The 22,675-nt window shown below is 65.0% G+C and carries 21 protein-coding genes; 4 read left to right on the top strand and 17 right to left on the bottom strand.

Annotated elements, in window-relative coordinates; translation table 11 throughout:
• Positions 1-35 precede the first annotated feature (35 nt).
• The 4 genes from E8F12_RS12975 to E8F12_RS12960 all read right to left on the bottom strand — a co-directional run bounded on the left by E8F12_RS12975 (position 36) and on the right by E8F12_RS12960 (position 5,443).
• Positions 36-2,864, bottom strand: coding sequence for a PAS domain S-box protein (locus E8F12_RS12975; RefSeq protein ID WP_280325653.1), 2,829 nt, complete (start codon positions 2,862-2,864; stop codon positions 36-38).
• A gap of 211 nt (positions 2,865-3,075) precedes the next feature.
• The gene (locus tag E8F12_RS12970) at positions 3,076-3,795 is read right to left on the bottom strand and encodes a response regulator (RefSeq protein ID WP_280325652.1); all 720 of its coding nucleotides are present in this window, start codon (positions 3,793-3,795) and stop codon (positions 3,076-3,078) included.
• Positions 3,796-3,858: 63 nt separating this feature from the next.
• Entirely contained in the window at positions 3,859-4,323 is a 465-nt protein-coding gene (locus E8F12_RS12965; protein ID WP_280325651.1) for a DUF3859 domain-containing protein, read from the bottom strand.
• Between the two features lie 94 nt (positions 4,324-4,417).
• On the bottom strand, positions 4,418-5,443 hold the full coding sequence (locus E8F12_RS12960; protein ID WP_280325650.1) for a putative sulfate exporter family transporter: 1,026 nt from the start codon (positions 5,441-5,443) through the stop codon (positions 4,418-4,420).
• A gap of 92 nt (positions 5,444-5,535) precedes the next feature.
• On the opposite strand from E8F12_RS12960, the gene E8F12_RS12955 reads away from it, so the two are divergent.
• Positions 5,536-6,408, top strand: coding sequence for a LysR family transcriptional regulator (locus E8F12_RS12955; RefSeq protein WP_280325649.1), 873 nt, complete (start codon positions 5,536-5,538; stop codon positions 6,406-6,408).
• An 88-nt stretch (positions 6,409-6,496) separates the two neighbouring features.
• Here the strand turns inward: E8F12_RS12955 and E8F12_RS12950 are convergent, their stop codons facing one another.
• Positions 6,497-7,465, bottom strand: a complete 969-nt coding sequence (locus E8F12_RS12950) for an amidohydrolase family protein (RefSeq protein ID WP_280325673.1) — start codon at positions 7,463-7,465, stop codon at positions 6,497-6,499.
• 191 nt (positions 7,466-7,656) lie between these two features.
• Here E8F12_RS12950 and E8F12_RS12945 point away from each other — a divergent pair, with 191 nt between their 5' ends.
• Positions 7,657-8,076: an OsmC family protein gene (locus E8F12_RS12945; protein WP_280287335.1), complete on the top strand. Its 420-nt coding sequence runs from the start codon at positions 7,657-7,659 to the stop codon at positions 8,074-8,076.
• A gap of 64 nt (positions 8,077-8,140) precedes the next feature.
• On the top strand, positions 8,141-9,001 hold the full coding sequence (locus E8F12_RS12940) for a pirin family protein (RefSeq protein WP_280325647.1): 861 nt from the start codon (positions 8,141-8,143) through the stop codon (positions 8,999-9,001).
• Positions 9,002-9,029: 28 nt separating this feature from the next.
• Here the strand turns inward: E8F12_RS12940 and E8F12_RS12935 are convergent, their stop codons facing one another.
• The 5 genes from E8F12_RS12935 to E8F12_RS12915 all read right to left on the bottom strand — a co-directional run bounded on the left by E8F12_RS12935 (position 9,030) and on the right by E8F12_RS12915 (position 14,303).
• Positions 9,030-9,815 (bottom strand): dienelactone hydrolase family protein, encoded by a 786-nt coding sequence (locus tag E8F12_RS12935; protein WP_280325646.1) that lies wholly within the window; start codon positions 9,813-9,815, stop codon positions 9,030-9,032.
• 276 nt (positions 9,816-10,091) lie between these two features.
• Positions 10,092-11,990 (bottom strand): molecular chaperone HtpG, encoded by a 1,899-nt coding sequence (gene htpG / locus E8F12_RS12930; RefSeq protein ID WP_280325645.1) that lies wholly within the window; start codon positions 11,988-11,990, stop codon positions 10,092-10,094.
• A gap of 123 nt (positions 11,991-12,113) precedes the next feature.
• Positions 12,114-13,364, bottom strand: coding sequence for an MFS transporter (locus E8F12_RS12925; protein WP_280325644.1), 1,251 nt, complete (start codon positions 13,362-13,364; stop codon positions 12,114-12,116).
• Between the two features lie 43 nt (positions 13,365-13,407).
• Entirely contained in the window at positions 13,408-13,851 is a 444-nt protein-coding gene (locus E8F12_RS12920; RefSeq protein WP_280287330.1) for a PaaI family thioesterase, read from the bottom strand.
• Entirely contained in the window at positions 13,848-14,303 is a 456-nt protein-coding gene (locus E8F12_RS12915) for a PaaI family thioesterase (RefSeq protein ID WP_280325643.1), read from the bottom strand. The genes E8F12_RS12920 and E8F12_RS12915 overlap by 4 nt, the downstream gene beginning before the upstream one ends.
• 227 nt (positions 14,304-14,530) lie before the next feature.
• Between E8F12_RS12915 and E8F12_RS12910 the strand changes: the two genes are divergently transcribed.
• Complete coding sequence (locus tag E8F12_RS12910) at positions 14,531-14,758, top strand: hypothetical protein (protein ID WP_280287328.1); 228 nt, start codon at positions 14,531-14,533, stop codon at positions 14,756-14,758.
• A 61-nt stretch (positions 14,759-14,819) separates the two neighbouring features.
• On the opposite strand, the gene E8F12_RS12905 is transcribed toward E8F12_RS12910, so the two are convergent.
• From E8F12_RS12905 to odhB, 7 genes are all read right to left on the bottom strand, one after another.
• Positions 14,820-15,209, bottom strand: coding sequence for an MAPEG family protein (locus E8F12_RS12905; RefSeq protein ID WP_280325642.1), 390 nt, complete (start codon positions 15,207-15,209; stop codon positions 14,820-14,822).
• Complete coding sequence (locus E8F12_RS12900; RefSeq protein ID WP_280325641.1) at positions 15,206-15,940, bottom strand: DUF599 domain-containing protein; 735 nt, start codon at positions 15,938-15,940, stop codon at positions 15,206-15,208. The genes E8F12_RS12905 and E8F12_RS12900 overlap by 4 nt, the downstream gene beginning before the upstream one ends.
• A 142-nt stretch (positions 15,941-16,082) precedes the next feature.
• Entirely contained in the window at positions 16,083-17,396 is a 1,314-nt protein-coding gene (gene brnQ, locus E8F12_RS12895) for a branched-chain amino acid transport system II carrier protein (protein ID WP_280325640.1), read from the bottom strand.
• A 307-nt stretch (positions 17,397-17,703) separates the two neighbouring features.
• On the bottom strand, positions 17,704-18,591 hold the full coding sequence (gene sucD / locus E8F12_RS12890) for a succinate--CoA ligase subunit alpha (RefSeq protein WP_028629428.1): 888 nt from the start codon (positions 18,589-18,591) through the stop codon (positions 17,704-17,706).
• Positions 18,591-19,757, bottom strand: a complete 1,167-nt coding sequence (gene sucC, locus E8F12_RS12885; RefSeq protein WP_280287324.1) for an ADP-forming succinate--CoA ligase subunit beta — start codon at positions 19,755-19,757, stop codon at positions 18,591-18,593. Before sucC ends, sucD begins: the two co-directional genes overlap by 1 nt.
• A 155-nt stretch (positions 19,758-19,912) precedes the next feature.
• Complete coding sequence (lpdA, locus tag E8F12_RS12880; RefSeq protein ID WP_280325639.1) at positions 19,913-21,349, bottom strand: dihydrolipoyl dehydrogenase; 1,437 nt, start codon at positions 21,347-21,349, stop codon at positions 19,913-19,915.
• A gap of 69 nt (positions 21,350-21,418) precedes the next feature.
• The gene (gene odhB / locus E8F12_RS12875) at positions 21,419-22,654 is read right to left on the bottom strand and encodes a 2-oxoglutarate dehydrogenase complex dihydrolipoyllysine-residue succinyltransferase (protein ID WP_280325638.1); all 1,236 of its coding nucleotides are present in this window, start codon (positions 22,652-22,654) and stop codon (positions 21,419-21,421) included.
• Between the last annotated feature and the right edge of the window lie 21 nt (positions 22,655-22,675).

The following is a 22,675-nucleotide window of genomic DNA, read 5'->3' as shown; positions in this document are numbered from 1 at the left end:
GCCCCGGCCTGTATCAGCCCGATGGCTGGCAGCGCTCAGTTTGTTTCTGCTTTGTATCCCGCCTTCGGAGTGCCCAGCCAGGCATGCAACAGTTGGTGCAGGCGCTGCTGGTTCAGCGGCTTGGTCAACAGCGCCTTGACCCCCTGTTGCTGCACCTCGCTTTCCAGCAGCGAATCGCTGAAGCCGGTGTAGAGCACGATCGGCAGGTCGGCGCGGGACGCCAGCAGGCGCCGCGCCAGTTGCAGGCCGGACAGGCGCGGCATGCTCTGGTCGAGAATGACGAAATCCCAGGCGTAGGGATCGGCGCAGAGCAGCTGGCTGGCCTGCTCCGCGTCGCAGAAGATGCCCGGCGCGAGGCCCCAGCCTTCCAGCAGTTCACCCATGAACTCGGCCACCGTGGCATCGTCGTCCACCACCGCGACCCGGCCAAAGAGGGCCGAACGCAGCGGCTGGCGCTCGGCGCTCGAGACGCCCTGCTCTACCGGGCCCGGTACCGCCAGGCTGTGGGCCGGCATCAGCACCCTGAAGGTGGAGCCGCGCCCCGGCGCGCTGTCCAGGTGGAGATGGCCGCCATACTCGTGGACGATGCCGTGCACCATGGACAGCCCCATGCCGCTGCCCTGGCCGCTGGCCTTGGTGGAAAAGAACGGCTCGAAGATCTGCACCCGCAGCGCCGGATCGATGCCCGGCCCGCTGTCGCTGACGGTGAGCGCGACGAAGTTGCCCTTGATCCGCTGCTGGCAGGAGGCGCAAACGCCCTCCAACTCCTCCTGACCCAGGCTGACGCGCAACTGGCCGACGCTGCCCATGGCATCCCTGGCATTGATGCAGAGGTTCATCAGGACCTGCTCGAGCTGCACCGGGTCGGCCAGGACCCGCGGCAGGTCATGGTCCAGGCGCACCTCCAGCTCGACGGTGGCCGGCAAGGTGGACTCCACCAGGCGGATGAAGTCGCCGAGCAGCTGGTCCAGCGCCACCACCTGGGGCTTGCCGCGGCTGCCACGGCTGAAGGTGAGCATCTGCTGGATCAGGTCGCGGGCCTTCTCCGCCGAACGCTGCACCCGGGTCAGGTACTTGTTCAGGCGCTCGTCGCTGCCCTGCTCCGCCAGCTCCTGGGCCATCACGGTGTACCCCAGCATGCTGGTCAGGAGGTTGTTGAAATCGTGGGCGATGCCCCCGGTCAGGTGCCCGATGGCCTCCATCCGCTGGGCCTGGCGCAGCTGCTGCTCGAGGCGCGCGCGCTCCTCTTCGGCCTGAGTGCGTTCGGTGATATCGCGCAGGTAGCAGATGAAGCGCGGCCCCTCGTCACCCGGCACCTGGGTCAACGCCAGCTCGGCGGTGAACTCGCGGCCGTCGGCGCGCTGGGCCACCACTTCCATGCGCTTGCCGAGGAAGGCGCCGTGGCCGGTCATCAGGTAATGCTCCAGGGCGCGTTCGTAGGACTCGCGGAAGCGTGGCGGGATGATCAGCTTGAGCAGCGAATGGCCCAGGGCCTGTTCGCGGCTGAGGCCGAAGCACTCCTCCGCCGCTGGATTGAAGGCCAGGACCCTTCCTGCCTCGTCCATGCTGATGAAGCAGTCCAGCGCCGTATTGGTGATGGCCCGGTACTGCAGCTCGCTGGCGCGCAGGGCCTGCTCGGCCTCCTTGCGCTGGGTGATCTCGCGGGTGATGCCGAGGATGCGGTCGATGCCTCCGATGGCCACGCGCTTGAGCAGCACTTCGTCCCAGTGCAGGCTGCCGTCGCGGTTGCGCCGGTGCCACTCGAAGCGCTGCATTTCGCCAGCCGCGGCACGGGTCAGGTAGCCGGTCGCCTCCTTGCCGGTGTAGGGCGAATAGCCGGCGCTGAAGGCGTCCATGTCCAGCTTGAGCATTTCCTCGTAGCTGTAGCCGTAGGCGCGGCACGCCTTGGGATTGACGTCCACCAGGGCGCCGCTGTCGATGTCGTGGACGAAGATGGCGTCCTCGGAGGTATCGAAGATCGCCCGGTAGCTGGCTTCGGCCTCCAGCCGCTCGATTTCCGCCGCCGCCCGCACGGAGAAGATGCGCAGCACCGACTCCACCTTGTCGCGGTCCCTCATCGGCCCGAGCCGCCCGGCCGCGATCAGTCCTAGGGGCCGTCCATCGCTGGCGAAAAGCGGGAAGCCGGCGTAGCTGTCGACGCCGAACGCCCTCAGCACCTCGTCATTGGGATAGGAGCACTGCAGGTCGCGGGGCACGAAATGGAAGCTGCGGCCGAAGACCTCGGCGCAGGGCGTGCCCTTGAGCCCATAGGTGGCGTTCGGGTGGAGCTTGCCGTCGTAGTAGAGCGCCAGGGTGGTCAGGCAGTGCGGCCCCTCGTCGCTGATGCGGCTGACGAAGGCGAAATCGGCGTTCAGCGAACGCACCATGTACCGCGCGATGGCCTCGAACACCTCGTTGCCGGTGGCCGCGGACACCCCCAGGGCGACGAAGCGCAACACCTCTTCCAGGGTCTTGCGCGAGCTGATGTCGGTGGAAATGCCACAGATGGCGCTGACCCGGCCATCACTGTCGAAAAGCGGGAACTTGCTCGACAGGTAAGTGCGGATGCCGCCCGCCATGGGCACCTGCTCCTCGAACTCCAGTTCATGGCCGAGCTGGGCCACGCGCAGGTCGTTGGCACGCAGCACATCGGCCATTTCCTTGGGGAAGAAGTCATGGTCGGTGCGCCCCAGCACCTGCTCGGCGCGCACCTTGAACAGCCGCTCGAACGCACGGTTGACCAGGCGCAGGCGGCCGTCGAGGTCCTTCACGTAGATTACCGCGCTGCTGTTGTCGACTATCTGGCGCAGGCGGTGCTCTTCGATACTGACGGCTTTGAGGCGGCTGGTCAGGGGCTGGCTCACCGATAGGCCCTCCGGGGGCTGGGCGGACAGCCTGAGTATAGAGACAGCCAGCCCCCGGCCGGAGGGGCTTGGCGGCGATTGAAACAATTGAAACAAAGCGCTGCCTTTGTGGGGGCGAATTCATTCGCCAAGGGCGGCGCAGTTGCCCCATCGCCGCCACGGGGCAGTCCTTCGGACTGCTTGGCGAATGAATTCGCCCCTACACCGGTCCTCAGCCCGGCACGAACATATAGCCCACGCCGCGCACGGTGCGGATGATCTGTGGCTTGTCCGGGTCCTGCTCCAGCTTGCGCCGCAGGCGGGCGATGCGGATGTCGATGGAGCGGTCGAAGGGGTTCCAGTCGCGGTGCTGGGTAAGGTTCAGCAACTGATCCCGGGACAAAGGCCGGTTGGGGCGTTGGGCGAAGGCCTGGAGCAGGTCGAACTCCATGGCGGTGAGGGGAATTTCCTCGCCCGCGGCGTCGAACAGCTGGCGGCTCTGCAGATCGAGGCGGCAGAGTCCGAGCTGCAGGCAGGCACTGGCGGGTTCCGGTTCCGGCTGGGCGGCGCTGGCCGGCGCACGGCGGTAGCGCCGCAGCACGGTCTTGACCCGCGCCAGCAGCTCGCGCGGGTCGAATGGCTTGGCCAGGTAGTCGTCGGCGCCCACCTCCAGGCCGACGATGCGGTCCAGCGGCGTACCGGCGCCGGAGACCATGATCACCGGCAGGTCGTGATGCTCGCGAAGGAACCGCGCCAGGCTGAGGCCGTCCTCGCCGGGCAGGCCGACATCCAGCAATACCAGGTCGGGCAGTGCCTCGGCGAGCCGCGCCCGCAGCTGGACGCTGTCGGCCACGGCCTGGACCTGGTAGCCCTGGCCGCCGAGGTAGTCCAGCAGCAGTTCGCGGATCGCCTCGTCGTCATCCACGACCAGGATGCTGATCAGTTCGGCCATGGGCCTGTGCCTCTCGCCAGTTTCAGACCCAGCGAATATAGCGCGCCACGGCGACGCGCGGGATCAGCGGACGGTGAAGCGTTGCTCGGTCAGCAGGCGATCACCCTGAAAGACCATGAAGTGCCACTCGCCCGGCACCACTTCGTAGTGCTCGGTGAACTCGAAGGCCATCACGTCCAGCGGCGCGCCGGGCGCCATTTTCTGCTCCACCACGAACTTGTCGTGGCGCTTGCCATCGGGGGTGACGACGCCGGGGGTGAGGTACAGCAGGGTCAGCGGCGTGTCCTTATCCTGCTTGCCGAGCAGCGTGTAGCGCATGCCGAACTTGGTGCCCAGCTTGGCCGGGATCTCGTCGGTGGGCTGGATCGCCTGGTCGCTGCGGGTCAGCACGCGCTCGCCGGGCTGGTAATCCTTGTACTGGGTTTCGAAGATGCCGTACTCCACCGGCCCGTCCACCCGCACATCGGCCAGGGCAACACCGGATACCAGGCCGAGGGCCATGAGTGCTGTCATTCGAAAGGGGATCATGTCGCGCTCCTTGTTTACGGTGGCGCGAGGTTATGACGCGGCCATGACAACCTCGTGACAGACTTGCTGCGCTCCCCGGCCCGCACGGGCGCACTCAGATGAAACTCAGGGCACCGCCCACGATGACCAACTGGGCCGTCAGGGCAAAGGCCAGAATCAGCGGTTTGAGACCAGCCTTGCGCAGGTCGGCGAGACGGGTACTGAAGCCGAGCGCGCCCATGGCTGCTGCCAGCAGCAGGTCGTCCAGGCCGACCATTGCCTGGTGCAGGCCTTGCGGCAGGGGCAGCCAGGAATTGCACAGCATGCAGACCACGAAACCGATGACGAAGAGCGGAACCCGAACCGGAACGACAGCGCGGCCAGGCTCGGACCGTCGCGCCAGCCAGAAACCCAGGCCAAGCAGGAAAGGCGCCAGCAACAGGACACGAATGAGCTTGGCCACTATCGCCGCCTCGGCGGCCTGCGGGTCCATGGCCTGGCCGGCAGCGACCACCTGGGCGACTTCGTGCAGCGTCGCGCCGGCGAACACACCGAAGCCGTGGCTGTCGCCGAAGAGCGTCGGCATGAGCGTGAATAACCAGGGATAGAGCAGCATGCCGAGGGTGCCGAACAGCACCACGCAGGCAATGGCGATGGCCACCTGGTCATTGCGCCCTTTAACCACGCCGGCACTGGCAAGGATCGCCGCTGCGCCGCAGATGGCATGGCCGGCGCCGATCAGGATCGCGGTCTCGCGCTCCAGGCGCAGGACCCGGGTACCCAACCAGATCGCCAGGCGCATGGTGGAGAGAATCAGCAGTGCATCGATGACGAAGGCCTGCACGCCCAGCGCCTGAACCTGCTGGACTGTCAGGCGCAGGCCGTAGAGCGCGACACCGAAGCGCAGTACCGGCTGCTTGCAGAACTGCAGGCCAGCCCCGAGCAGGTCGTGGATGCGCTCAGACGTCAGGTTCCCTGCCAGCAAACCCAGCAGCATGGCCAAAGTCAGCGCACCGATTCCCGTTCCCTGCAACGTCGCAGAGGTCGATAGCCAGAGCGACAATCCGGCCAGCAGAAAGCTGGTCCCGACTCCGGCAAGCAGGAAGAAAGGCGAACGTTCGGAGCGACTCAGGACTAGCATGGCGATACCTCGCTTGTGGTAGCGCAAGCTTGCCGTCGCATATAACCTAAACGAAGCAACCTATTCTTATTGGTCATATCAGGAATGCTGATATGCAATGCCGCATCACGCTCCGCCAGCTCGCCACCTTCATCGCCATCGCCGACCTGGGCAGCGTCACCCGCGCCAGCAAGGAACTCAGCCTCACCCAGTCGGCGGCCAGCATGTCCCTGCAGGACCTGGAACATCAGCTCGGTACGCGGTTGTTCGATCGCCATGGCAAGCGCCTGGTCCTGAACGAACACGGTCGTCGCCTTTATCCCCATGCCCAGGCCACCCTGGAAGGCGCCCAAGAGGTGGAGTCGCTGTTCCAGCGGCAGCTCACCTGCCACCTGCGCATCGGCGCCAGTACCACCATTGGCGGCTATCTGCTGCCGGAAAAACTGGCAGCCTTTCTCGAGGCGGAGCCGGACAGCCGGCTCGAACTGAAGGTGGAGAACACCGAGCGCATCGTCGAGTCGCTGTGCAACTTCACGGTCGACGTGGCCTTCGTGGAAGGGCCGGTGCAGCACCCGGACATCGATGTGCGGCCGTGGCTGGAAGACGAGCTGGTACTGATCGCCGCGCCGAGCCATCCGCTATCCCGGCAGCCCAAGCCGACCGCGGAGGAATTGGCGAAGGCTCGCTGGATCATGCGCGAACCGGGCTCCGGCACCCGGAACATGCTGGAACACCTGATCGGCCCTTGGCTGGGAAGCCCGCGCCAGCTGCTGGAGGTTTCCGACGGCGAGGCGATCAAGCGCTGCGTGATCGCCGGGGCGGGCATCGCCTGCGTGTCGCGCATGATGGTGCGCAGCGAACTCGCCCTCGGGCAGCTGTGCACCCTGCCCTCCCCCAGCGGCCCGCTGAAGCGCGTGTTCTATCGCGCCATTCACCAGGACAAGCAGCCGACCCGTGGGCTGAAGCGCTTCCTGGACTTCCTGTAGGGGTGACGCTCGGGCTCACCTTCGGCACAGTCCTGTAGGGGCGAATTCACAGGAGCCCAGGCGGCCCTCCCCGCCTGGCCTCCGATTCCTATTGAAGCGCCTGGTGCCGGCGGGGCAGCACCGCGAGGAAGTTGTCCCGCGCCACCTTGCGCGCCACCGCTTGCGGCAGGGCGTCGAGGAAGGGGTCATAGGCGGTCAGGTAGTCGCCCAGGCCGTCGAAGCGTCCCACCACATCGGAACCCAGCATGAAGCGCTCGGGGTAGCGCTCCACCAATTCCAGCCACTGGCGGTCGGGCTTGCCGTCCTTGTCCAGCAGATAGGGCCGCAGCACGCTCCAGGACAAATCGATGTAGAGGTTCGGGTAAGCCTCCAGCAGGCGCCCCAGGGTGGGCAGGAGAAAGTCCAGCCTCTTCTGGTGGCGGTGGATTTCCATGCTGGTGCCGGCATGGGCCCAGATGAAGCGGACGTGGGGGTGATTGCGCAGCGGCTCTTCCACTTCCTGCAGGTAGAGCGGGTTGCGTTCGCGCTGGCTGGTGATGTTGGAGTGCACCAGCACCGGCAGGTCGTATTCGGCCGCCAGGTGGTAGATGCGGCTCATGGCTTCGTTGTTGGCTCGGGGCGTGTCACCGTCGATCAGCGCAGTGAGGTCGTCGTGGCGGGTGAACACCTCGCCTATACCTTGCCAGAGCCCCGGGTCCAGCTCCAGCATGCGGCGGATATGGGCGTCGGAATTCTTGTCGTTGGGGTTGAAGCCGCTGAGAAAGGGGTGGAAGCGTCCACGCTGCTCGGCCGGCAACTGCCGCACCGCGGCGGCCACCAGCACATCGGTGGCGCTGTACCAGTACGCACCGGCATCGTCGCCGGCGTAGTAACGCGGGCGCTTGGGCTCGTCCTCGTGCCACTTTTTAGCGACCGGGACGCCGGAGATCATCACGTGATCGATGCGTCCCTTCTCCATGGCCTCCAGCAGGGGCCGCATGCCATCGCTTTCCTGGAAGAAGTCCACGTAATGCAGATGGGCGTCGCTGTAGCGGTAGTCGCGGGCTTCACCGGGCATGGTCGCAGCCAGTAGCAGTGCGGCGAGACAGGTCCTCAGTGGATTCAAGGCAACTCCTCCCGGGATGGGCTGGGGGACTGTAGACCGCCATTCACCTCTCGGCGTTCAGCCTGGCAATCGCCTGCCCGGCAACCTCCCTTTGCGCTAGCCTAGCTGGGATTTCCCCCCACCCTTCGGCCAGGAGGCCATTCATGACCATCCGTCTCACCCGTGATTCCGCCAACGGCACCCGGCAGCGCATCGAGCTTGCCGGCAAGGCCCCGCTGTTCACCGACCTGCCGCTGGATCTGGGCGGCGCCGGCGCGGACCCGGAGCCCCATGACTACTTCGACGCCGCGCTGGGCAGTTGCAAAGCCCTGACCGTGACCTACTACGCCCAGAAGAATGGCATCCCGCTGACCGGCGTAGACGTCGACGTCACTCGCGACGATAGCGAGGAGCGCAAGGGGCACTACCGCCTGGACGTCAAGCTGACCCTGCGCGGCGCCCTGACCGACGAGCAGCGCGCCACCCTGCTGCGAATCGCCGACAAGTGCCCGCTGCACAAGCTGATGACCCAAGTGGAGGTGAGCATCGAAACCCGCCTCGCAGAAGGCGACTTCAGCCAGTGAGCCAGGCTGGGCTTCCGGCGCGGAAGGGTTATGCTTCTGCAAACCCCGCGCAGGAAGCTCCAGCATGACCATCCTCACCATCCGCCCACGCGCCGAAGAGGTCGCCGGGCAACCCATCCTTCGCCCGTTGCCCTCAGCCCAGTGCCGCAGCGTCGGGCCCTTCGTGTTCTTCGACCACATGCTGGAGGCGGACTACGCCCCCGGCAGCGGCATGGACGTGCGCCAGCATCCGCATATAGGCCTCTCCACCCTCACCTACCTGTTCGAGGGCGAATTGCAGCACAAGGACAGCCTGGGCTCGGACCAGCGGGTCAGGCCCGGTGACGTCAGCTGGATGACCGCCGGCCGCGGCGTCGCCCACGTCGAGCGAACCCCCGCCGACCTGGTCGCCAGCGGCTCCCGCGCCCACGGCCTGCAGGTCTGGCTGGCGCTGCCGCGCGAACTGGAGGGCTGCGAACCCAGCTACAACCACTATTCGGCGGCCAGCCTGCCGCAGCAGGAATCCCTCGGCGTACGCATTCGCCTGATTGCTGGCAACGGCTTCTGCCTGGAGTCGCCGGTGCCGGTTCTCTCCCCTACCCTCTACGCGGACCTGCAGCTGGAGACCGGCGCCACGCTGACCATCCCCAGCGAGCACCCGCAGCGGGCCCTTTACCTGGTCGACGGCGAGGCGCTGCTGGACGACCAGCCGCTGGAGCCGCGCAGCATGGTGGTGCTGCCGGAGGGCGTGGAATACGTCCTCTCGGCCTGCAGCGGCTGCCAGCTGGTGATGATCGGCGGCGCGCCCCTGGACGGCCCGCGACGGATGAACTGGAATTTCGTCGCCAGCAGCCCGGACCTGATCGAGCAGGCGCGCAGCCGCTGGGGCGCCGGCGACTGGCCGGTGGTGCCGGGGGAGACCAGCCGCATCGAGCTACCGGCCTAGCCCCTCGGCATCGCGCGTGACCTCGCGCTCATTGGCTGGTGAAGACTTCGTCGAACAGGCCGTTCATGGCCTGATAGGCCCGTGCGGCAACCTTGGGATGGTATTCGTTGCGCCCCGCCACATTGGCCCCGCGCTCGGTAAAGGAATGCACCGCGCCGCCGTAACTGACCAGCTGCCAGTCGACCTTGGCGGCGGTCATCTCGGCGCTGAAGGCGTCCACCTGGGCCTTGGGCACGGCCGGATCGTCGGCGCCGTGCAACACCAGGATCGGCGCGCGGATATTGCGGGCATCGGCCGGATTGGGGGTGTCCAGGTTGCCGTGGAAAGACACGAAACCTTTCAGCGGCGCCCCGGACCGAGCCAGTTCGAGGACGCTGCCACCGCCGAAGCAGAAGCCGATGGCGCCCAGGCTGGCCAGGTCCAGCGGAACCTTCTGGCCCTGAGCCTTGAGCACCTCCACCCCAGCCTGGGCGCGTTTGCGCATCAGCGGCCGGTCGGCGCGTACGGCGGTAGCGGCGGCCTTGGCCTCATCCGGATTGGCCGGGCGGATGTCCTTGCCGTACATGTCGGCGATGAAGATCACATAGCGCTGACCGGCAATTTCCTTCGCCTGCTCGGCGGCAGCCGGCGTGACACCGAGCCAGTTGGGCACCATCAGCAGACCGGGGCGCGGAGTCTTCACCGAATCGTCATAGACCAGGGTGCCTTCGAAGGCCTTGCCGTCGATCTCGTAGGGCACGGCCTGGACGACCATCACGGCCGAGGCCGGCCCGGCGAGGGAAATGAGCAGCGGAGGCAGCAGCCATCTGTTCATGGGAAAGTCTCCTGTGCCTGTGGGGAGAGGTAAGGTTAGACCCGATGAGGGATTCACCTTCTCCCACTGTTAGTTGCAGGGAATTTCCGGGTCGGGCGCGTTGCTCATGGGCGAATTCATTCGCCAACCGGACCGCAGGTTCGGCCTGCAATGCTGCTGGGGCAGCTACGCAGCCCTTGGCGATTGAAATCGCCCCTACAAGTGAATCCGCAGACCATCAGGGCACGCCAAAGAAAAAGGCCCGCACATGCGGGCCTTTTTCGTTACAGCCAGCCGTTAGGCGGAGAGCTCCACCAACAGCTTGTTCAGCCGGCGCACATAGTCGGCCGGATCCTTCAGGCTGTCGCCGGCGGCCAGGGCGGCCTGGTCGAAGAGGATGTGGGACAGTTCGCCGAAGCGGTCTTGGTCCTGCTCGCCATCCAGTTTCTCGATCAGCGGGTGGGCCGGGTTGATCTCGAAGATCGGCTTGGAGTCCGGAACCTTCTGGCCGCTGGCCTCGAGGATCTGGCGCATCTGCAGACCCAGGTCCTGCTCGCCGATGGCGAGGATGGCCGGCGAGTCGGTGAGGCGGTGCGACACGCGTACTTCCGAAACTTCGTCACCCAGGGCGGACTTCAGACGCTCGATCAGGCCTTCCTTGGTCTTGGCGACTTCCTCCTGGGCCTTCTTGTCCTCTTCCGAGTCCAGCTTGCCGAGGTCGAGGTCGCCTCGAGCGACGTCCACGAAGCCCTTGCCATCGAAGTCGCTGAGGTAGCTCATCAGCCACTCGTCGATGCGGTCGGTGAGCAGCAGCACTTCGATGCCTTTCTTGCGGAAGACTTCCAGGTGCGGGCTGTTCTTCACCTGCGAATAGCTCTCGCCGGTGAGGTAGTAGATCTTGTCCTGGCCTTCCTTCATGCGACCGATGTAGTCGGCCAGAGACACGCTCTGCTCGCCGGCGTCGTCGCTGGTGGAGGCGAAGCGCAGCAGGCCGGCGATCTTCTCCTTGTTGGCGAAGTCTTCGGCCGGGCCTTCCTTCAGCACCTGGCCGAAGTTCTTCCAGAAACCCTTGTACTGCTCGGGTTCGTTCTTCGCCAGCTTCTCCAGCATGTCCAGCACGCGCTTGGTCAGGGCCGACTTCATCGAGTCGATCATCGGGCCCGATTGCAGGATCTCGCGGGAAACGTTCAGGGACAGGTCGTTGGAGTCCACCACGCCCTTGATGAAGCGCAGGTAGAGCGGCAGGAACTGGTCGGCCTGGTCCATGATGAACACGCGCTGCACGTACAGCTTCAGGCCGCGCGGGGCCTCGCGGTGGTACAGGTCGAACGGCGCGCGGGCCGGGACGTAGAGCAGCGAGCTGTACTCGAGCTTGCCTTCGACCTTGTTGTGGCTCCAGGACAGCGGGTTCTCGAAGTCGTGGGCAACGTGCTTGTAGAACTCCTGGTATTCCTCGTCCTTGATCTCGCTGCGCGGGCGGGTCCACAGCGCGCTGGCGCGGTTGACGGTTTCCCACTCCTGCTCGGCCGGAGCCTCTTCGCCGTGGTGTTCTTTCGGCAGCTCGATCGGCAGGGCGATATGGTCGGAGTACTTCTTGATCACGTTGCGCAGGCGCCAGCCGTCGGCGAATTCCTCTTCGCCGCTCTTCAGGTGCACGACGATGCGGGTGCCGCGCTCCGGCTTGTCGAGGGTGGCGACTTCGAACTCTCCCTCGCCCTTCGAGGACCAGTGCACGCCTTCAGCGGCCGAGAGGCCGGCGCGGCGGGTGAAGACGTCCACCTTGTCGGCGACGATGAAGGCGGAATAGAAGCCCACGCCGAACTGGCCAATCAGGTGGGAATCCTTCTTCTGGTCGCCGGAGAGGTTCTTCAGGAAGTCGGCGGTGCCGGACTTGGCGATGGTGCCCAGGTGTGCGATCACCTCGTCACGGCTCATGCCGATGCCGTTGTCCTCGAGGGTGACGGTGCGAGCGTCCTTGTCGAAGCTGACGCGGATCTTCAGCTCGGAGCCGCCTTCCAGCAGTGCAGGCGCCGCCAGCGCTTCGAAACGCAGCTTGTCGGCGGCGTCGGAGGCGTTGGAAATCAGTTCGCGGAGGAAGATTTCCTTGTTCGAATACAGGGAATGGATCATCAGGTGAAGCAACTGCTTCACTTCGGTCTGGAAGCCCAGGGTTTCTTTTTGAGTCTCCACACTCATGGTCTTCTAACTCCACGTCGATGGCTTGGGCCGCGCAAGGCGGCGGATGTCATCCAGATGGGGCCTTCGACAAGGATTTCAAGTGCTTAGAATGAATCGGCCAGGCTCGGCCCGACGAAGGAGTCAGGGTTCCAGCAGTTCGACTCGTTCGATTTCGTTCACTGCCAGGCTGAAGCTGGCCGTCCCTGCTCCACCCAGGCTGCGGTGGATCAGCAAGCGGCCGTCGCGATCGAGGCCGGCGAAGCGGCCTTCGGCGGTGCTGCCGCGCACCGTGAACACGCGCATGGCGAGGCCCTGGTAGTGATTGGGGTTGCTCAACAGGTGCTGCAGGGAGAATCGCTCGTGGCGGTCCACCGAGCGGGCGGGCTCGGCTGCGGGCGCCGTCTCCGGGCTCGCCTCGCTTTGCGCCACGGGCGCGGCGCCGGAAGCGGCCAGGGGCGGGAAGCTGTCGCGCTGCACCCGCCAGCCGCGGCCCTCGTTCTTGGAGAGTTGCAGCGGCAACCGCTGGACCTGGCCGTCGATCCGCGCCTCCACCTCCAACTCCAGTTCACGGGCCGGCAGGCTGAAGGCCGGCAACCGGGCCAGCTCCACATCGCGGGTGGCGAAACGGCGCTGCAGGTAGTCGCGGACCACGTAGGCCAGGGTGTCGCGGGAGTCGTAGGCGGTGTCGATCTGGCCATCGCGGTAGCGCAGGCGGTCGGTGAAGACTTCAAGATGCCCGGACAGGGTGGTGGCGAACTGGGGCGACAGCACCAGGTGGAAGTCGCCGGCAAGCCGGTTCGGCGCCACCGGCTGCAGGTCCAGGTGCAAGGTGTAGCCGCGGGGGATGCGTCGGGCCTCCGGCAGTTCCTGTTCCGGGAGCAACCAGCTGATCTCAACTTCAGGGTGCGGGCCTGCGTCCTGGGGGAGCACATCGAGGCGCAGCGCCCCCTCGGGCTGGCGCCCGAGGCGGATGCTCAGCTCGCGGCGGGCGTAGAAGTCCTGGCCCTCTCGCAGGCTGAGGATACCGTCCACCAATTCGGCCTCCAGCGGCACGAAACGCTGGCCGTTGAGCTCGCCGTTGAGGCGGATGTCCAGTTCGGACGCGACCTTTTCCCCCGCGCCTACCCAGCGCAGGCTGAGGATCGACTGCAGGCGCTCGGGCTCCTGGGCGGCCATCATGGTCAGGCCCACCACCAGCGGGATGAAACCCATGGCGCCGAGGGTCACGGCCTTGCGCGCGGTGCGCCAGTGGCAGAGCACATAGGCCAGGGTGACCGGCGGCAGCAGGCTACCGAAGCCCCAGAGCAGGCTGGTACCGAACGCGAGCATCACCAGCCAGACCAGGCCGGTAAAGATCAGCAGCAGGCCGCCGAGTATGAGTAACGCAACCATCGAGCATTCCTTGTGAGCGACCGCTCGCGGCGGATGCCGCGCCTCAGGGTTCGTCGACCTTGAAGTGGGCGCGGGCCGTGGCTATGGGTTCGGTCTGGGTGGTCTGCCAGGCGGTGATGGCGACGTTGGCGACGCGGCGGCCTTGCCGCCAGACCTGGCACTGGACGTAGGTGTCACGATAGTGTCCGGCGCGCAGGTAATCTATCGAGAAGTCGATGATTTTGGGCATATGTGGCGTGCCCATGAACATCAGCAGATGGAGCATGGCCGCATGCTCCATGAAGCCGGCGATCACCCCACCATGAATGGCCGGCAGGGTCGGGTTGCCGATGTTGTCCTTGTTCGCCGGCAGGCGGAAGACCATGTCGTCCCCCAGGCGCAGGCATTCGATGCCGAGCAGCTTGGCGTAGGGAATCAGACACACCAGCGGGTCGTAGTCGTTCTTCTCGTGGGCTTCGCGGACCAGGGCGTTGAGGTCGAGGCTCATGCCGCACCTCCCTGCATGAGCTGGCCGGGCTTGCCCATGCGCATGAAGGCGCCGACCACGTGGGCGATGGGCTGGGCCGGATCGTCCTGGTAGGCGTAGCCGCGGGTGAAGATGATGTTCGGGGTCACTCGGTAGCATTCGGCGAAACCGAACACGTCCTTGTGCGGCTCGGCCGGGTGCATGTAGTCGATGCGCAGATCCAGGGTCGGGCAAATCTCGAATTCCGGCAGTACACAGACGGTGGAGATGCCGCAGGTTGTGTCCATCAGGGTGGTGATGGCGCCGCCGTGGATCACGCCGGTTTCCGGGTTGCCGATGATCTGGGCGCTGTAGGGCAGCTTCAGGGTCAGGCCCGCGGGCGTTGCGTCGTGCACACGCATACCGAGCACCTGGCAATGGCGCAGCGCGGAAAGAAAGCGCTGGGCCCGTTCAATAAGAGAGTTGTCCGTCATGACTACGACCTTGGCGGAGAGTGGCGAGGGCCGGAATCATACCCTGCCGGAGGGGTCTTCCGCGCCGTAGACAAGCGCTCAGCGACGGGCTTTTTCGGCTGCCGATGGCCCTGCTGGAGCTGACATCAGGAATTAACGCTTTTTTCGCGCGAAAACATTGAACTTCGAATAAGCTCACACGTTCAAACGGCTATCGATGAGGAAAGCCACACATGGAGGCTCTATTTATGAAGAAAACCCTGTCTCTCGCCCTGCTGCTGGCCGCCAGCCTTGGTCTCGCTGCCTGCGACAAGAAGGAAGAGGCCCAGGCCCCGGCTGCACCGGCAACTGAATCCCAGCCGAGCGCACCCGCTACCGAGCCGACCCCGACTCCGGCTCCGGAGGCCACCCCGGCTCCGAGCGCGCCCGCCCCGGCCGCTCCGGAGACTGCACCGACCGAGGAGAAGAGCCAGTAAGCTCCCGGCAGCAGGAACAACAAGGCCCGCATTTTTGCGGGCCTTGTCTTTTGCGTGGCGGTCAGAGCGCCGGGCTGAGCATCAGCAGCAGGCAACAGACCAGACCAATGACCCAGACCGAGCTGCGCAAGGTGGCCTTGTCGTTCCAGTAGAGGAACAAGTAAAGGACCCGCGAGACGATGAAGAGAATCGCCAGCAGGTCGACGAACCAACCCTGGGTCTGGGTGACCTGAGCCACCAGCACGCCCGCGGCGAACAACGGAAAGATCTCGATGCTGTTCTGGTGCGCCGCGACCGCCCGTGCGCCGAAGCCGGTCAGCCGTGCCTGCTGCGCCCGCGGATTGCGGTTGTCGTAACCCCTGCCCTCCTCCCGCATAGCCTTGGCCACAGGGGCCTTGGCCAGGTAGATGAGCAAGGCCGCGAAGAACAGGCACCAGAACGGAATACTCATTCGACTTTCTCCTTGGGCGCCTCCAGCGCCTGGGTCGGGGTGTAGACCATTACATCCAGCACATCGGAATGGAATTCGCGGCGATACAGCACCAGCACCACGCCGGTGGTGACGATCATGAAGAACCAGGGATTGATGAACCAGGCCAGCATCGCCAGACCGAAATAGTAGCTGCGCAGGCCGAAGTTGAACTGGTTGGCCGCTAGGGAGATTACCCGCGCGGTGCGCTCGGCGAAGGCCTTGCGCTCCTGCTCGCTGATGTGTTTCTCGCCGATCATGGGCGCCGAGCCCACCAGGATGGCGGCGAAGTTGTACTGGCGCATGCACCAGCTGAAAGTGAAGAAGGCGTAGACAAAGACCACCGCCAGGCCCAGCAGCTTCAGCTCGGAGATGCCGGTGCTGGCGGGCTGCACGAATGGCAGGTCGGCCAGCACCGACACCGCGCGGTCGGTGGAGCCGAGCACGGTGAGGATACCGGCCAGGATGATCAGGGTACTGGAGGCGAAGAACGACGCGTTGCGCTCCAGGTTGCCGATCACGCTGGCGTCGGCGATGCGGTTGTCGCGCAGCAGCAGCCGGCGCATCCAGTCTTCCCGGTAGAGGTGCAGGACCGAAGCCAGGCACGCGGTGTCCCGGCCTTTCCAGATGGCGTAGCGGGTGTAGCCCAACCAGCAGCCGATGAACCAGATGATGGCCAGCAGATGCGGCCAATTGCGCAGAATGATCGACATGCGAATTCCTTGTAAGAACGCAGCGGATTATAGCGAACCGGCAACAACCCCCTATAGGCACGAATCGATTCGCGAAGAGGAGGATCCGCGAAGAACCATAAAAAAGGCCGCCCGAAGGCGGCCCTTTTTTGGCCTGAAGATATCAGGCGGCAACTTCCGCCGACTTGCCCAGCAGGCGGTCGCAAAGGCTGGCCACGGCCAGTGTTGCGACGGCCGGTAGCAACCAGGCCAGCCCCTGCTCGGACAGGGGCAGGTGGGCCAGCCACTCGGGCATCCAGCCGCCCAGTCCGGCGCCCTTCACGGCATCCACCAGACCGAACAGCAAGGACACCAGCATCACCGGTGCCACCACGCGGCCCGGGGAATGCCAGAGGCCCCAGCAGAAGCTCAACGCGACCAGCACGATGCAGGGCGGGTAGATGGCGGTTAGCACCGGCACCGAAACCTGGATCAGTTTGGTCAGGCCCAGGTTGGACACCAGCAGGCTGAAGGCGGCGAGGATGACCACCAGGCTGCGGTAGGACAGCGGCAGCAGGCGGCTGAAGTACTCGGCGCAGGCGCAGGTCAGGCCGACGGCGGTAACCAGGCAGGCCAGGGAAATCAGCGCAGCGAGGAAGCCGCTGCCGAGATTGCCGAAGGTGTGCTGCACGTAGGCGTGCAGGACCGCCGCACCGTTGGTGGCCTCCCCCGCGATGTCATGGCTGTTGGCGCCAAGACGGAACAGGCTGATGTAGACCAGTGCCAGGCCGACGCCGGCGATCAGGCCGGCGATGATGGCGTAACGGGTGATCAGCCGTGGCGATTCGACGCCACGGGAGCGGATGGCGTTGACGATGACGATGCCGAACACCAGGGCGCCCAGGGTATCCATGGTCAGGTAACCATTGATGAAACCCTGGGAGAAGGGCGCGGCCTGGTAGGCCGGCGTGGCGTCGCCGATCTCGCCCAGGGGCAGCATGAAGGCGGCGATCCCGAGCACCAGCAGCGCGACTATCTTCATCGGCGCCAGCACGCGGCCGACAGTGTCCAGCAGGCGGCCCGGGTAAAGGGAAACCGCGAGGACCACCAGGAAGTACACCAGGCTGTAGGCGAACAGGGCCAGCGGGGTATCGCCGGTCAGGGGCGCCAGGCCCACCTCGAAGGACACGGTCGCGGTGCGCGGGGTGGCGAACAGCGGGCCCACCGAGAGGTAGCAGACCGCCGCCAGCAGCACGCCGGCAGTCTTGCCGATCGGGCTGCTGAGGGAATCCATGGCGCCGCCGACCTTGGCCAGGGCGACCACGGTCACCACCGGCAGGCCGACGGCCGTGATCAGGAAGCCCAGGGCAGCCATCCAGACGTGGGGACCGGACTGCAGGCCGACTATGGGCGGGAAGATGATGTTGCCGGCCCCGACGAACAGGGCAAAGGTCATAAAGCCAAGCGCCAGGATGTCCTGGCCTTTCAAGGATTTCATCTGGGAATTACCACATCGCTGAAACAGGGTTTGCCGAAGGGGTTTCCCGTGGGGTCGGGGGAAACGTCATCCATCCGTTTGGGATTGATCGCTGATGCCCGACCTCTGCCCTTGTGGGGCCTGGCGAGCGGGGTAGTTGCAAGGCTACCGATTTTACCGGGGGAAGCACCTGACGTGGATCAGGCTGTCGGAGTAGCAACCATTTCTGTCGCTTAATCGACAAGCGGTTGCGCCATCGATGAAAAAGGTTGCACCCGAAACAACAAAGGCCACCCCGAGGGGTGGCCTTTGCGTGGGTCAGGAAGCCTTAGGCGTTCTTGACTTCCCAGCCGGTCAGCTCGGCCAGGGCCTTGCCGATATCAGCCAGGGAACGCACGGTTTTCACACCAGCGTCCTGCAGGGCAGCGAACTTCTCGTCCGCGGTGCCTTTGCCACCGGAGATGATGGCGCCGGCGTGGCCCATGCGCTTGCCCGGAGGGGCAGTCACACCAGCGATGTAGGACACCACCGGCTTGGTCACGTTGGCCTTGATGAAGGCAGCGGCTTCTTCTTCAGCGGAACCGCCGATTTCGCCGATCATGACGATGGCTTCGGTCTGCGGGTCTTCCTGGAACAGCTTCAGGATGTCGATGAAGTTGGAGCCCGGGATCGGGTCACCGCCGATGCCCACGCAGGTGGACTGGCCGAAGCCGGCGTCGGTGGTCTGCTTCACGGCTTCATAGGTCAGGGTGCCGGAACGCGACACGATGCCTACCTTGCCCGGCAGGTGGATGTGACCCGGCATGATGCCGATCTTGCACTCGCCGGGAGTGATCACGCCCGGGCAGTTCGGGCCGATCAGGCGCACGCCCAGCTCGTCGCACTTGACCTTGGCGTCCAGCATGTCGAGGGTCGGGATGCCTTCGGTGATGCAGACGATCAGCTTGATGCCGCCGTTGGCCGCTTCCAGGATGGAGTCCTTGCAGAAGGGAGCCGGAACGTAGATCACCGAAGCTTCGGCGCCGGTAGCTTCCACGGCTTCCTTGACGGTGTTGAACACCGGCAGGCCCAGGTGGGTGGTGCCGCCCTTGCCGGGGGTCACGCCGCCGACCATCTTGGTGCCGTAGGCGATGGCTTGTTCGGAGTGGAAAGTACCCTGGCTACCGGTGAAGCCTTGGCAGATGACTTTGGTGTCTTTGTTGATCAGGACGCTCATTACTTGCCCTCCGCGGCCTTGACGACTTGCTGTGCAGCGTCGGTCAGGCTGGTCGCCGCGATGATGTTCAGACCGCTCTCGGCCAGTACCTTGGCGCCGAGGTCAGCATTGTTGCCTTCCAGACGGACGACCACCGGGATCTTCACGCCAACTTCCTTCACCGCGCCGATGATGCCTTCGGCAATCATGTCGCAGCGAACGATGCCGCCGAAGATGTTCACCAGAACGGCAGCGACGTTGCTGTCGGAGAGGATGATCTTGAACGCTTCGGTCACGCGCTCCTTGGTCGCACCGCCGCCAACGTCGAGGAAGTTGGCCGGCTTGCCGCCGTGGAGGTTGACGATGTCCATGGTACCCATGGCCAGGCCGGCACCGTTGACCATGCAGCCAATGTTGCCTTCCAGGGCCACGTAGTTCAGTTCCCACTTCTGCGCATGGGCTTCACGAGCGTCGTCCTGGGACGGGTCGTGCATGGCGCGCAGCTTGGGCTGACGGTACATGGCGTTGCTGTCGATGTTGATCTTGGCGTCCAGGCAGTGCAGGTTGCCGTCGGCCTTGATCACCAGCGGGTTCACTTCCAGCAGGGCCAGGTCGTAGTCCTGGAACAGCTTGGCCAGGTTCACGAAGATGTGGGTGAACTGCTTGACCTGATCGCCTTCCAGGCCCAGCTGGAATGCCAGCTCACGGCCCTGGTAGGGCTGAGCGCCGACCAGCGGGTCAACGGTGGCCTTGAGGATTTTCTCGGGAGTGTCGTGGGCGACCTTCTCGATGTCCACGCCACCTTCGGTGGAGGCCATGAACACGATACGGCGGCTGGAACGATCTACCACGGCGCCCAGGTACAGTTCCTTGGCGATGTCGGTGCAGGATTCGACCAGGATTTTGCTGACCGGCTGACCATTGGCGTCAGTCTGATAGGTCACCAGGCGCTTGCCCAGCCAGTTGGCGGCGAAGGCCTTGGCATCTTCCTTGCTCTTGACCAGCTTCACGCCGCCCGCTTTACCGCGGCCGCCAGCGTGGACCTGGGCTTTGACAACCCATTCGCTGCCGCCGATCTTTTCGCAGGCTTCTGCGGCGTCTTCCGGGGTGTCTACGGCAAAGCCCTTGGATACGGGCAGGCCGTATTCAGCGAACAGCTGCTTACCCTGATACTCGTGGAGATTCATGCTTGTCTACCGTCTTCGTTTAGGTATTGCGCATTCGGCGCTGCATTCGTGGTGCCGCGCCACCTGTGACTGCTTGGAGGCAGTCCGGCGGGCTTTCCGCGGTGAGCCCCGAGAGGCTCACGGCACGGGCAGTCCGCCGTGGTTCTTCTTTGCTCTTAGCGCTTCTTGCGGTTGGCGATGTGGATGGCGTGGCCATTCACAGCGAGTGCCGCTTCGTGCAGTGCTTCGGACAGGGTCGGGTGCGAGAAGACCATCATGCCCAGGTCTTCGGCGCTGGTGCCGAATTCCATGCCGATGGCACCCTGCTGTACCAGTTCGGCAGCGCTCGGGCCGATCACGTGGACGCCCAGGACGCGGTCGGTCTTGGCATCGGCGATCACCTTGACGAAACCGGCGGTGTCGTTGGCAGCCATGGCACGGCCGCTGGCGGCGAAGGGGAAGGTGCCGACGTTGATCTCAACGCCTTCGGCCTTCAGGGACTGCTCGGTCTTGCCGACCCACGCGATTTCCGGGTGGGTATAGATGACCGACGGGATCAGGTCATAGTTCATCTGGGCTTTGTGGCCGGCGATGCGCTCGGCGACCATGATGCCCTCTTCCGATGCCTTGTGGGCCAGCATGGCGCCACGAACCACGTCACCGATGGCGTAGACGCCCGGAACGCTGGTCTTGCACTGGTCGTCGACGTAGATGAAGCCGCGCTCGTCCAGGGTCACGCCGCTGTCGGCTGCCAGCAGATCGGTGGTCACCGGGCGACGGCCCACGGCCACGATCAGCTTGTCAAAGGTCAGCTTCTGCTCGCCTTCGGCGTCGGTGAAGTTCACAGTCACCTGCTTCTTCTTCACTTCGGAACCGGTCACGCGGGCGCCCAGACGGATTTTCAGGCCCTGCTTGGTGAGGACCTTCATGGCTTCCTTGGCAACCTGCTCATCGGCGGCCGGGAGGAATTTTTCCAGGGCTTCGATGACGGTGACTTCAGCACCCAGACGGGCCCAGACGGAGCCCAGCTCGAGGCCGATCACGCCGGCGCCGATCACGCCCAGCGTCTTCGGCACGGCCTGGAAGTCCAGGGCGCCGGTGGAGTCGACGATAACGTCCTGGTCGACCGGGGCCGGCGGGATGTCGACCGGCTTGGAGCCGGAGGCGAGGATCACATTCTCGGCTTCGACGATCTGCACCTTGCCGTCGGAACCGGTGACTTCGACATGCTTGTTGGCCAGCAGCTTGCCGTGGCCTTCCAGCAGGGTCACGCCGTTGGCCTTGAACAGGGTGGCCACACCGCCGGTCAGGTTCTTGACGATGGTGTTCTTGCGGCCAACCATCGCCGGTACGTCGATGCTGACGCCCTTGGCTTCGATGCCGTGGATTTTGAAGCCTTCGTGGGCCTCATGGTACTTGTAGGAGCTGTCCAGCAGCGCCTTCGACGGAATGCAGCCGACGTTCAGGCAGGTGCCGCCCAGAGCGGTCTTGCCTTCCTTGTCCTGGTACTTCTCGATGCAGGCGGTCTTGAGACCGAGCTGGGCTGCCTTGATGGCGGCAACGTAGCCCCCGGGGCCCGCACCAATCACTACCACGTCGAATTTCTGGGTCATAACTCATTCCTTCTCGTATGAAACCGGACGGCCCCTGTATGGGGGGCCGCCGTTAAGAGAGACTGCCGATCAGATGTCGAGCAGCAGACGAGCCGGGTCTTCCAGCAGGTCCTTGATGGTGACCAGGAAGCTTACTGCTTCCTTGCCATCGATCAGGCGGTGGTCGTAGGACAGCGCCAGGTACATCATCGGCAGGATGACGACCTGGCCGTTAACGGCCATGGGGCGCTCCTGGATCTTGTGCATACCCAGGATGGCGGTCTGCGGCGGGTTGACGATCGGGCTGGAGAGCAGCGAACCGAACACACCGCCGTTGGAGATGGTGAAGGTGCCACCAGTCATTTCTTCGATGGTCAGCTTGCCGGCCTTGGCCTTCTTACCGAACTCGGCGATGCCGCCTTCGATTTCAGCCAGGCTCATGAACTCGGCGTTACGCAGCACCGGTACCACCAGGCCACGGTCGCTGGATACGGCAACGCCGATGTCCTGGTAACCGTGGTAGACGATGTCGCTGCCGTCGATCGAGGCGTTGACGCCCGGGAAGCGCTTGAGCGCCTCGGTGGCGGCCTTGACGAAGAAGGACATGAAGCCCAGGCGAACGCCGTTGTGCTTCTTCTCGAACAGGTCCTTGTACTTGGCGCGCAGGTCCATGATCGGCTTCATGTTGACTTCGTTGTACGTCGTCAGCATGGCCATGGTGGACTGGGCTTCGACCAGGCGCTCGGCGACCTTGGCACGCAGGCGGGTCATCGGGACGCGCTTCTCGACGCGATCGCCGATCGAGAAGATCGGCGCCTCGCCGGCCGGGGCTGCCGGCTTGGCGGCGGCTGGAGCGGCAGCCGGGGCGGATTTCTTGGCTTCAACGGCGGCGACCACGTCTTCCTTGGTCACGCGACCGCCCTTGCCGGTGCCGGCGATGCTGTTCGGGTCGATGCCGTTCTCTTCGGCCAGCTTGCGGGCGGCCGGAGAGAGTATGGCGTCGTCGCCGGCAGCGGCCGGAGCGGCAGCCTGGGCAGCGGGAGCTGCGGCCGGGGCGGCAGCAGCAGGAGCAGCGGCGGCGGCAGCACCACCGGCGTTCAGTTTGCCGAGCAGTTCGCCACTGAGGACGGTGTCGCCCTCGTTCTTGACGATTTCAGCCAGCACACCGTCGCTTTCGGCGAGGACTTCCATGACCACTTTATCGGTCTCGATGTCGACGATCAGCTCGTCGCGCTTGACCGCATCGCCAGGCTTCTTGTGCCAGGTGGCCACGGTGCCGTCGGCAACCGATTCCGGGAAGGTGGGGGCTTTGATCTCGATAGCCATTGTGTCGGGTTCCTATCTAAT

It is taken from the genome of Pseudomonas sp. BN102 (genome assembly GCF_029871245.1).
Classification (GTDB): domain Bacteria; phylum Pseudomonadota; class Gammaproteobacteria; order Pseudomonadales; family Pseudomonadaceae; genus Metapseudomonas.
This window is presented reverse-complemented; position numbering and strand designations above follow the sequence as displayed.

Coding starts and splice junctions, on each gene's coding strand:
- E8F12_RS12970 (WP_280325652.1), bottom strand. CDS start 3,795: ATGGCCGAACTGATCAGCATCCTGGTCGTGGATGACGACGAGGCGATC.
- E8F12_RS12965 (WP_280325651.1), bottom strand. CDS start 4,323: ATGATCCCCTTTCGAATGACAGCACTCATGGCCCTCGGCCTGGTATCC.
- E8F12_RS12960 (WP_280325650.1), bottom strand. CDS start 5,443: ATGCTAGTCCTGAGTCGCTCCGAACGTTCGCCTTTCTTCCTGCTTGCC.
- E8F12_RS12955 (WP_280325649.1), top strand. CDS start 5,536: ATGCAATGCCGCATCACGCTCCGCCAGCTCGCCACCTTCATCGCCATC.
- E8F12_RS12950 (WP_280325673.1), bottom strand. CDS start 7,465: ATGCCCGGTGAAGCCCGCGACTACCGCTACAGCGACGCCCATCTGCAT.
- E8F12_RS12945 (WP_280287335.1), top strand. CDS start 7,657: ATGACCATCCGTCTCACCCGTGATTCCGCCAACGGCACCCGGCAGCGC.
- E8F12_RS12940 (WP_280325647.1), top strand. CDS start 8,141: ATGACCATCCTCACCATCCGCCCACGCGCCGAAGAGGTCGCCGGGCAA.
- E8F12_RS12935 (WP_280325646.1), bottom strand. CDS start 9,815: ATGAACAGATGGCTGCTGCCTCCGCTGCTCATTTCCCTCGCCGGGCCG.
- htpG (WP_280325645.1), bottom strand. CDS start 11,990: ATGAGTGTGGAGACTCAAAAAGAAACCCTGGGCTTCCAGACCGAAGTG.
- E8F12_RS12925 (WP_280325644.1), bottom strand. CDS start 13,364: ATGGTTGCGTTACTCATACTCGGCGGCCTGCTGCTGATCTTTACCGGC.
- E8F12_RS12920 (WP_280287330.1), bottom strand. CDS start 13,851: ATGAGCCTCGACCTCAACGCCCTGGTCCGCGAAGCCCACGAGAAGAAC.
- E8F12_RS12915 (WP_280325643.1), bottom strand. CDS start 14,303: ATGACGGACAACTCTCTTATTGAACGGGCCCAGCGCTTTCTTTCCGCG.
- E8F12_RS12910 (WP_280287328.1), top strand. CDS start 14,531: ATGAAGAAAACCCTGTCTCTCGCCCTGCTGCTGGCCGCCAGCCTTGGT.
- E8F12_RS12905 (WP_280325642.1), bottom strand. CDS start 15,209: ATGAGTATTCCGTTCTGGTGCCTGTTCTTCGCGGCCTTGCTCATCTAC.
- E8F12_RS12900 (WP_280325641.1), bottom strand. CDS start 15,940: ATGTCGATCATTCTGCGCAATTGGCCGCATCTGCTGGCCATCATCTGG.
- brnQ (WP_280325640.1), bottom strand. CDS start 17,396: ATGAAATCCTTGAAAGGCCAGGACATCCTGGCGCTTGGCTTTATGACC.
- sucD (WP_028629428.1), bottom strand. CDS start 18,591: ATGAGCGTCCTGATCAACAAAGACACCAAAGTCATCTGCCAAGGCTTC.
- sucC (WP_280287324.1), bottom strand. CDS start 19,757: ATGAATCTCCACGAGTATCAGGGTAAGCAGCTGTTCGCTGAATACGGC.
- lpdA (WP_280325639.1), bottom strand. CDS start 21,349: ATGACCCAGAAATTCGACGTGGTAGTGATTGGTGCGGGCCCCGGGGGC.
- odhB (WP_280325638.1), bottom strand. CDS start 22,654: ATGGCTATCGAGATCAAAGCCCCCACCTTCCCGGAATCGGTTGCCGAC.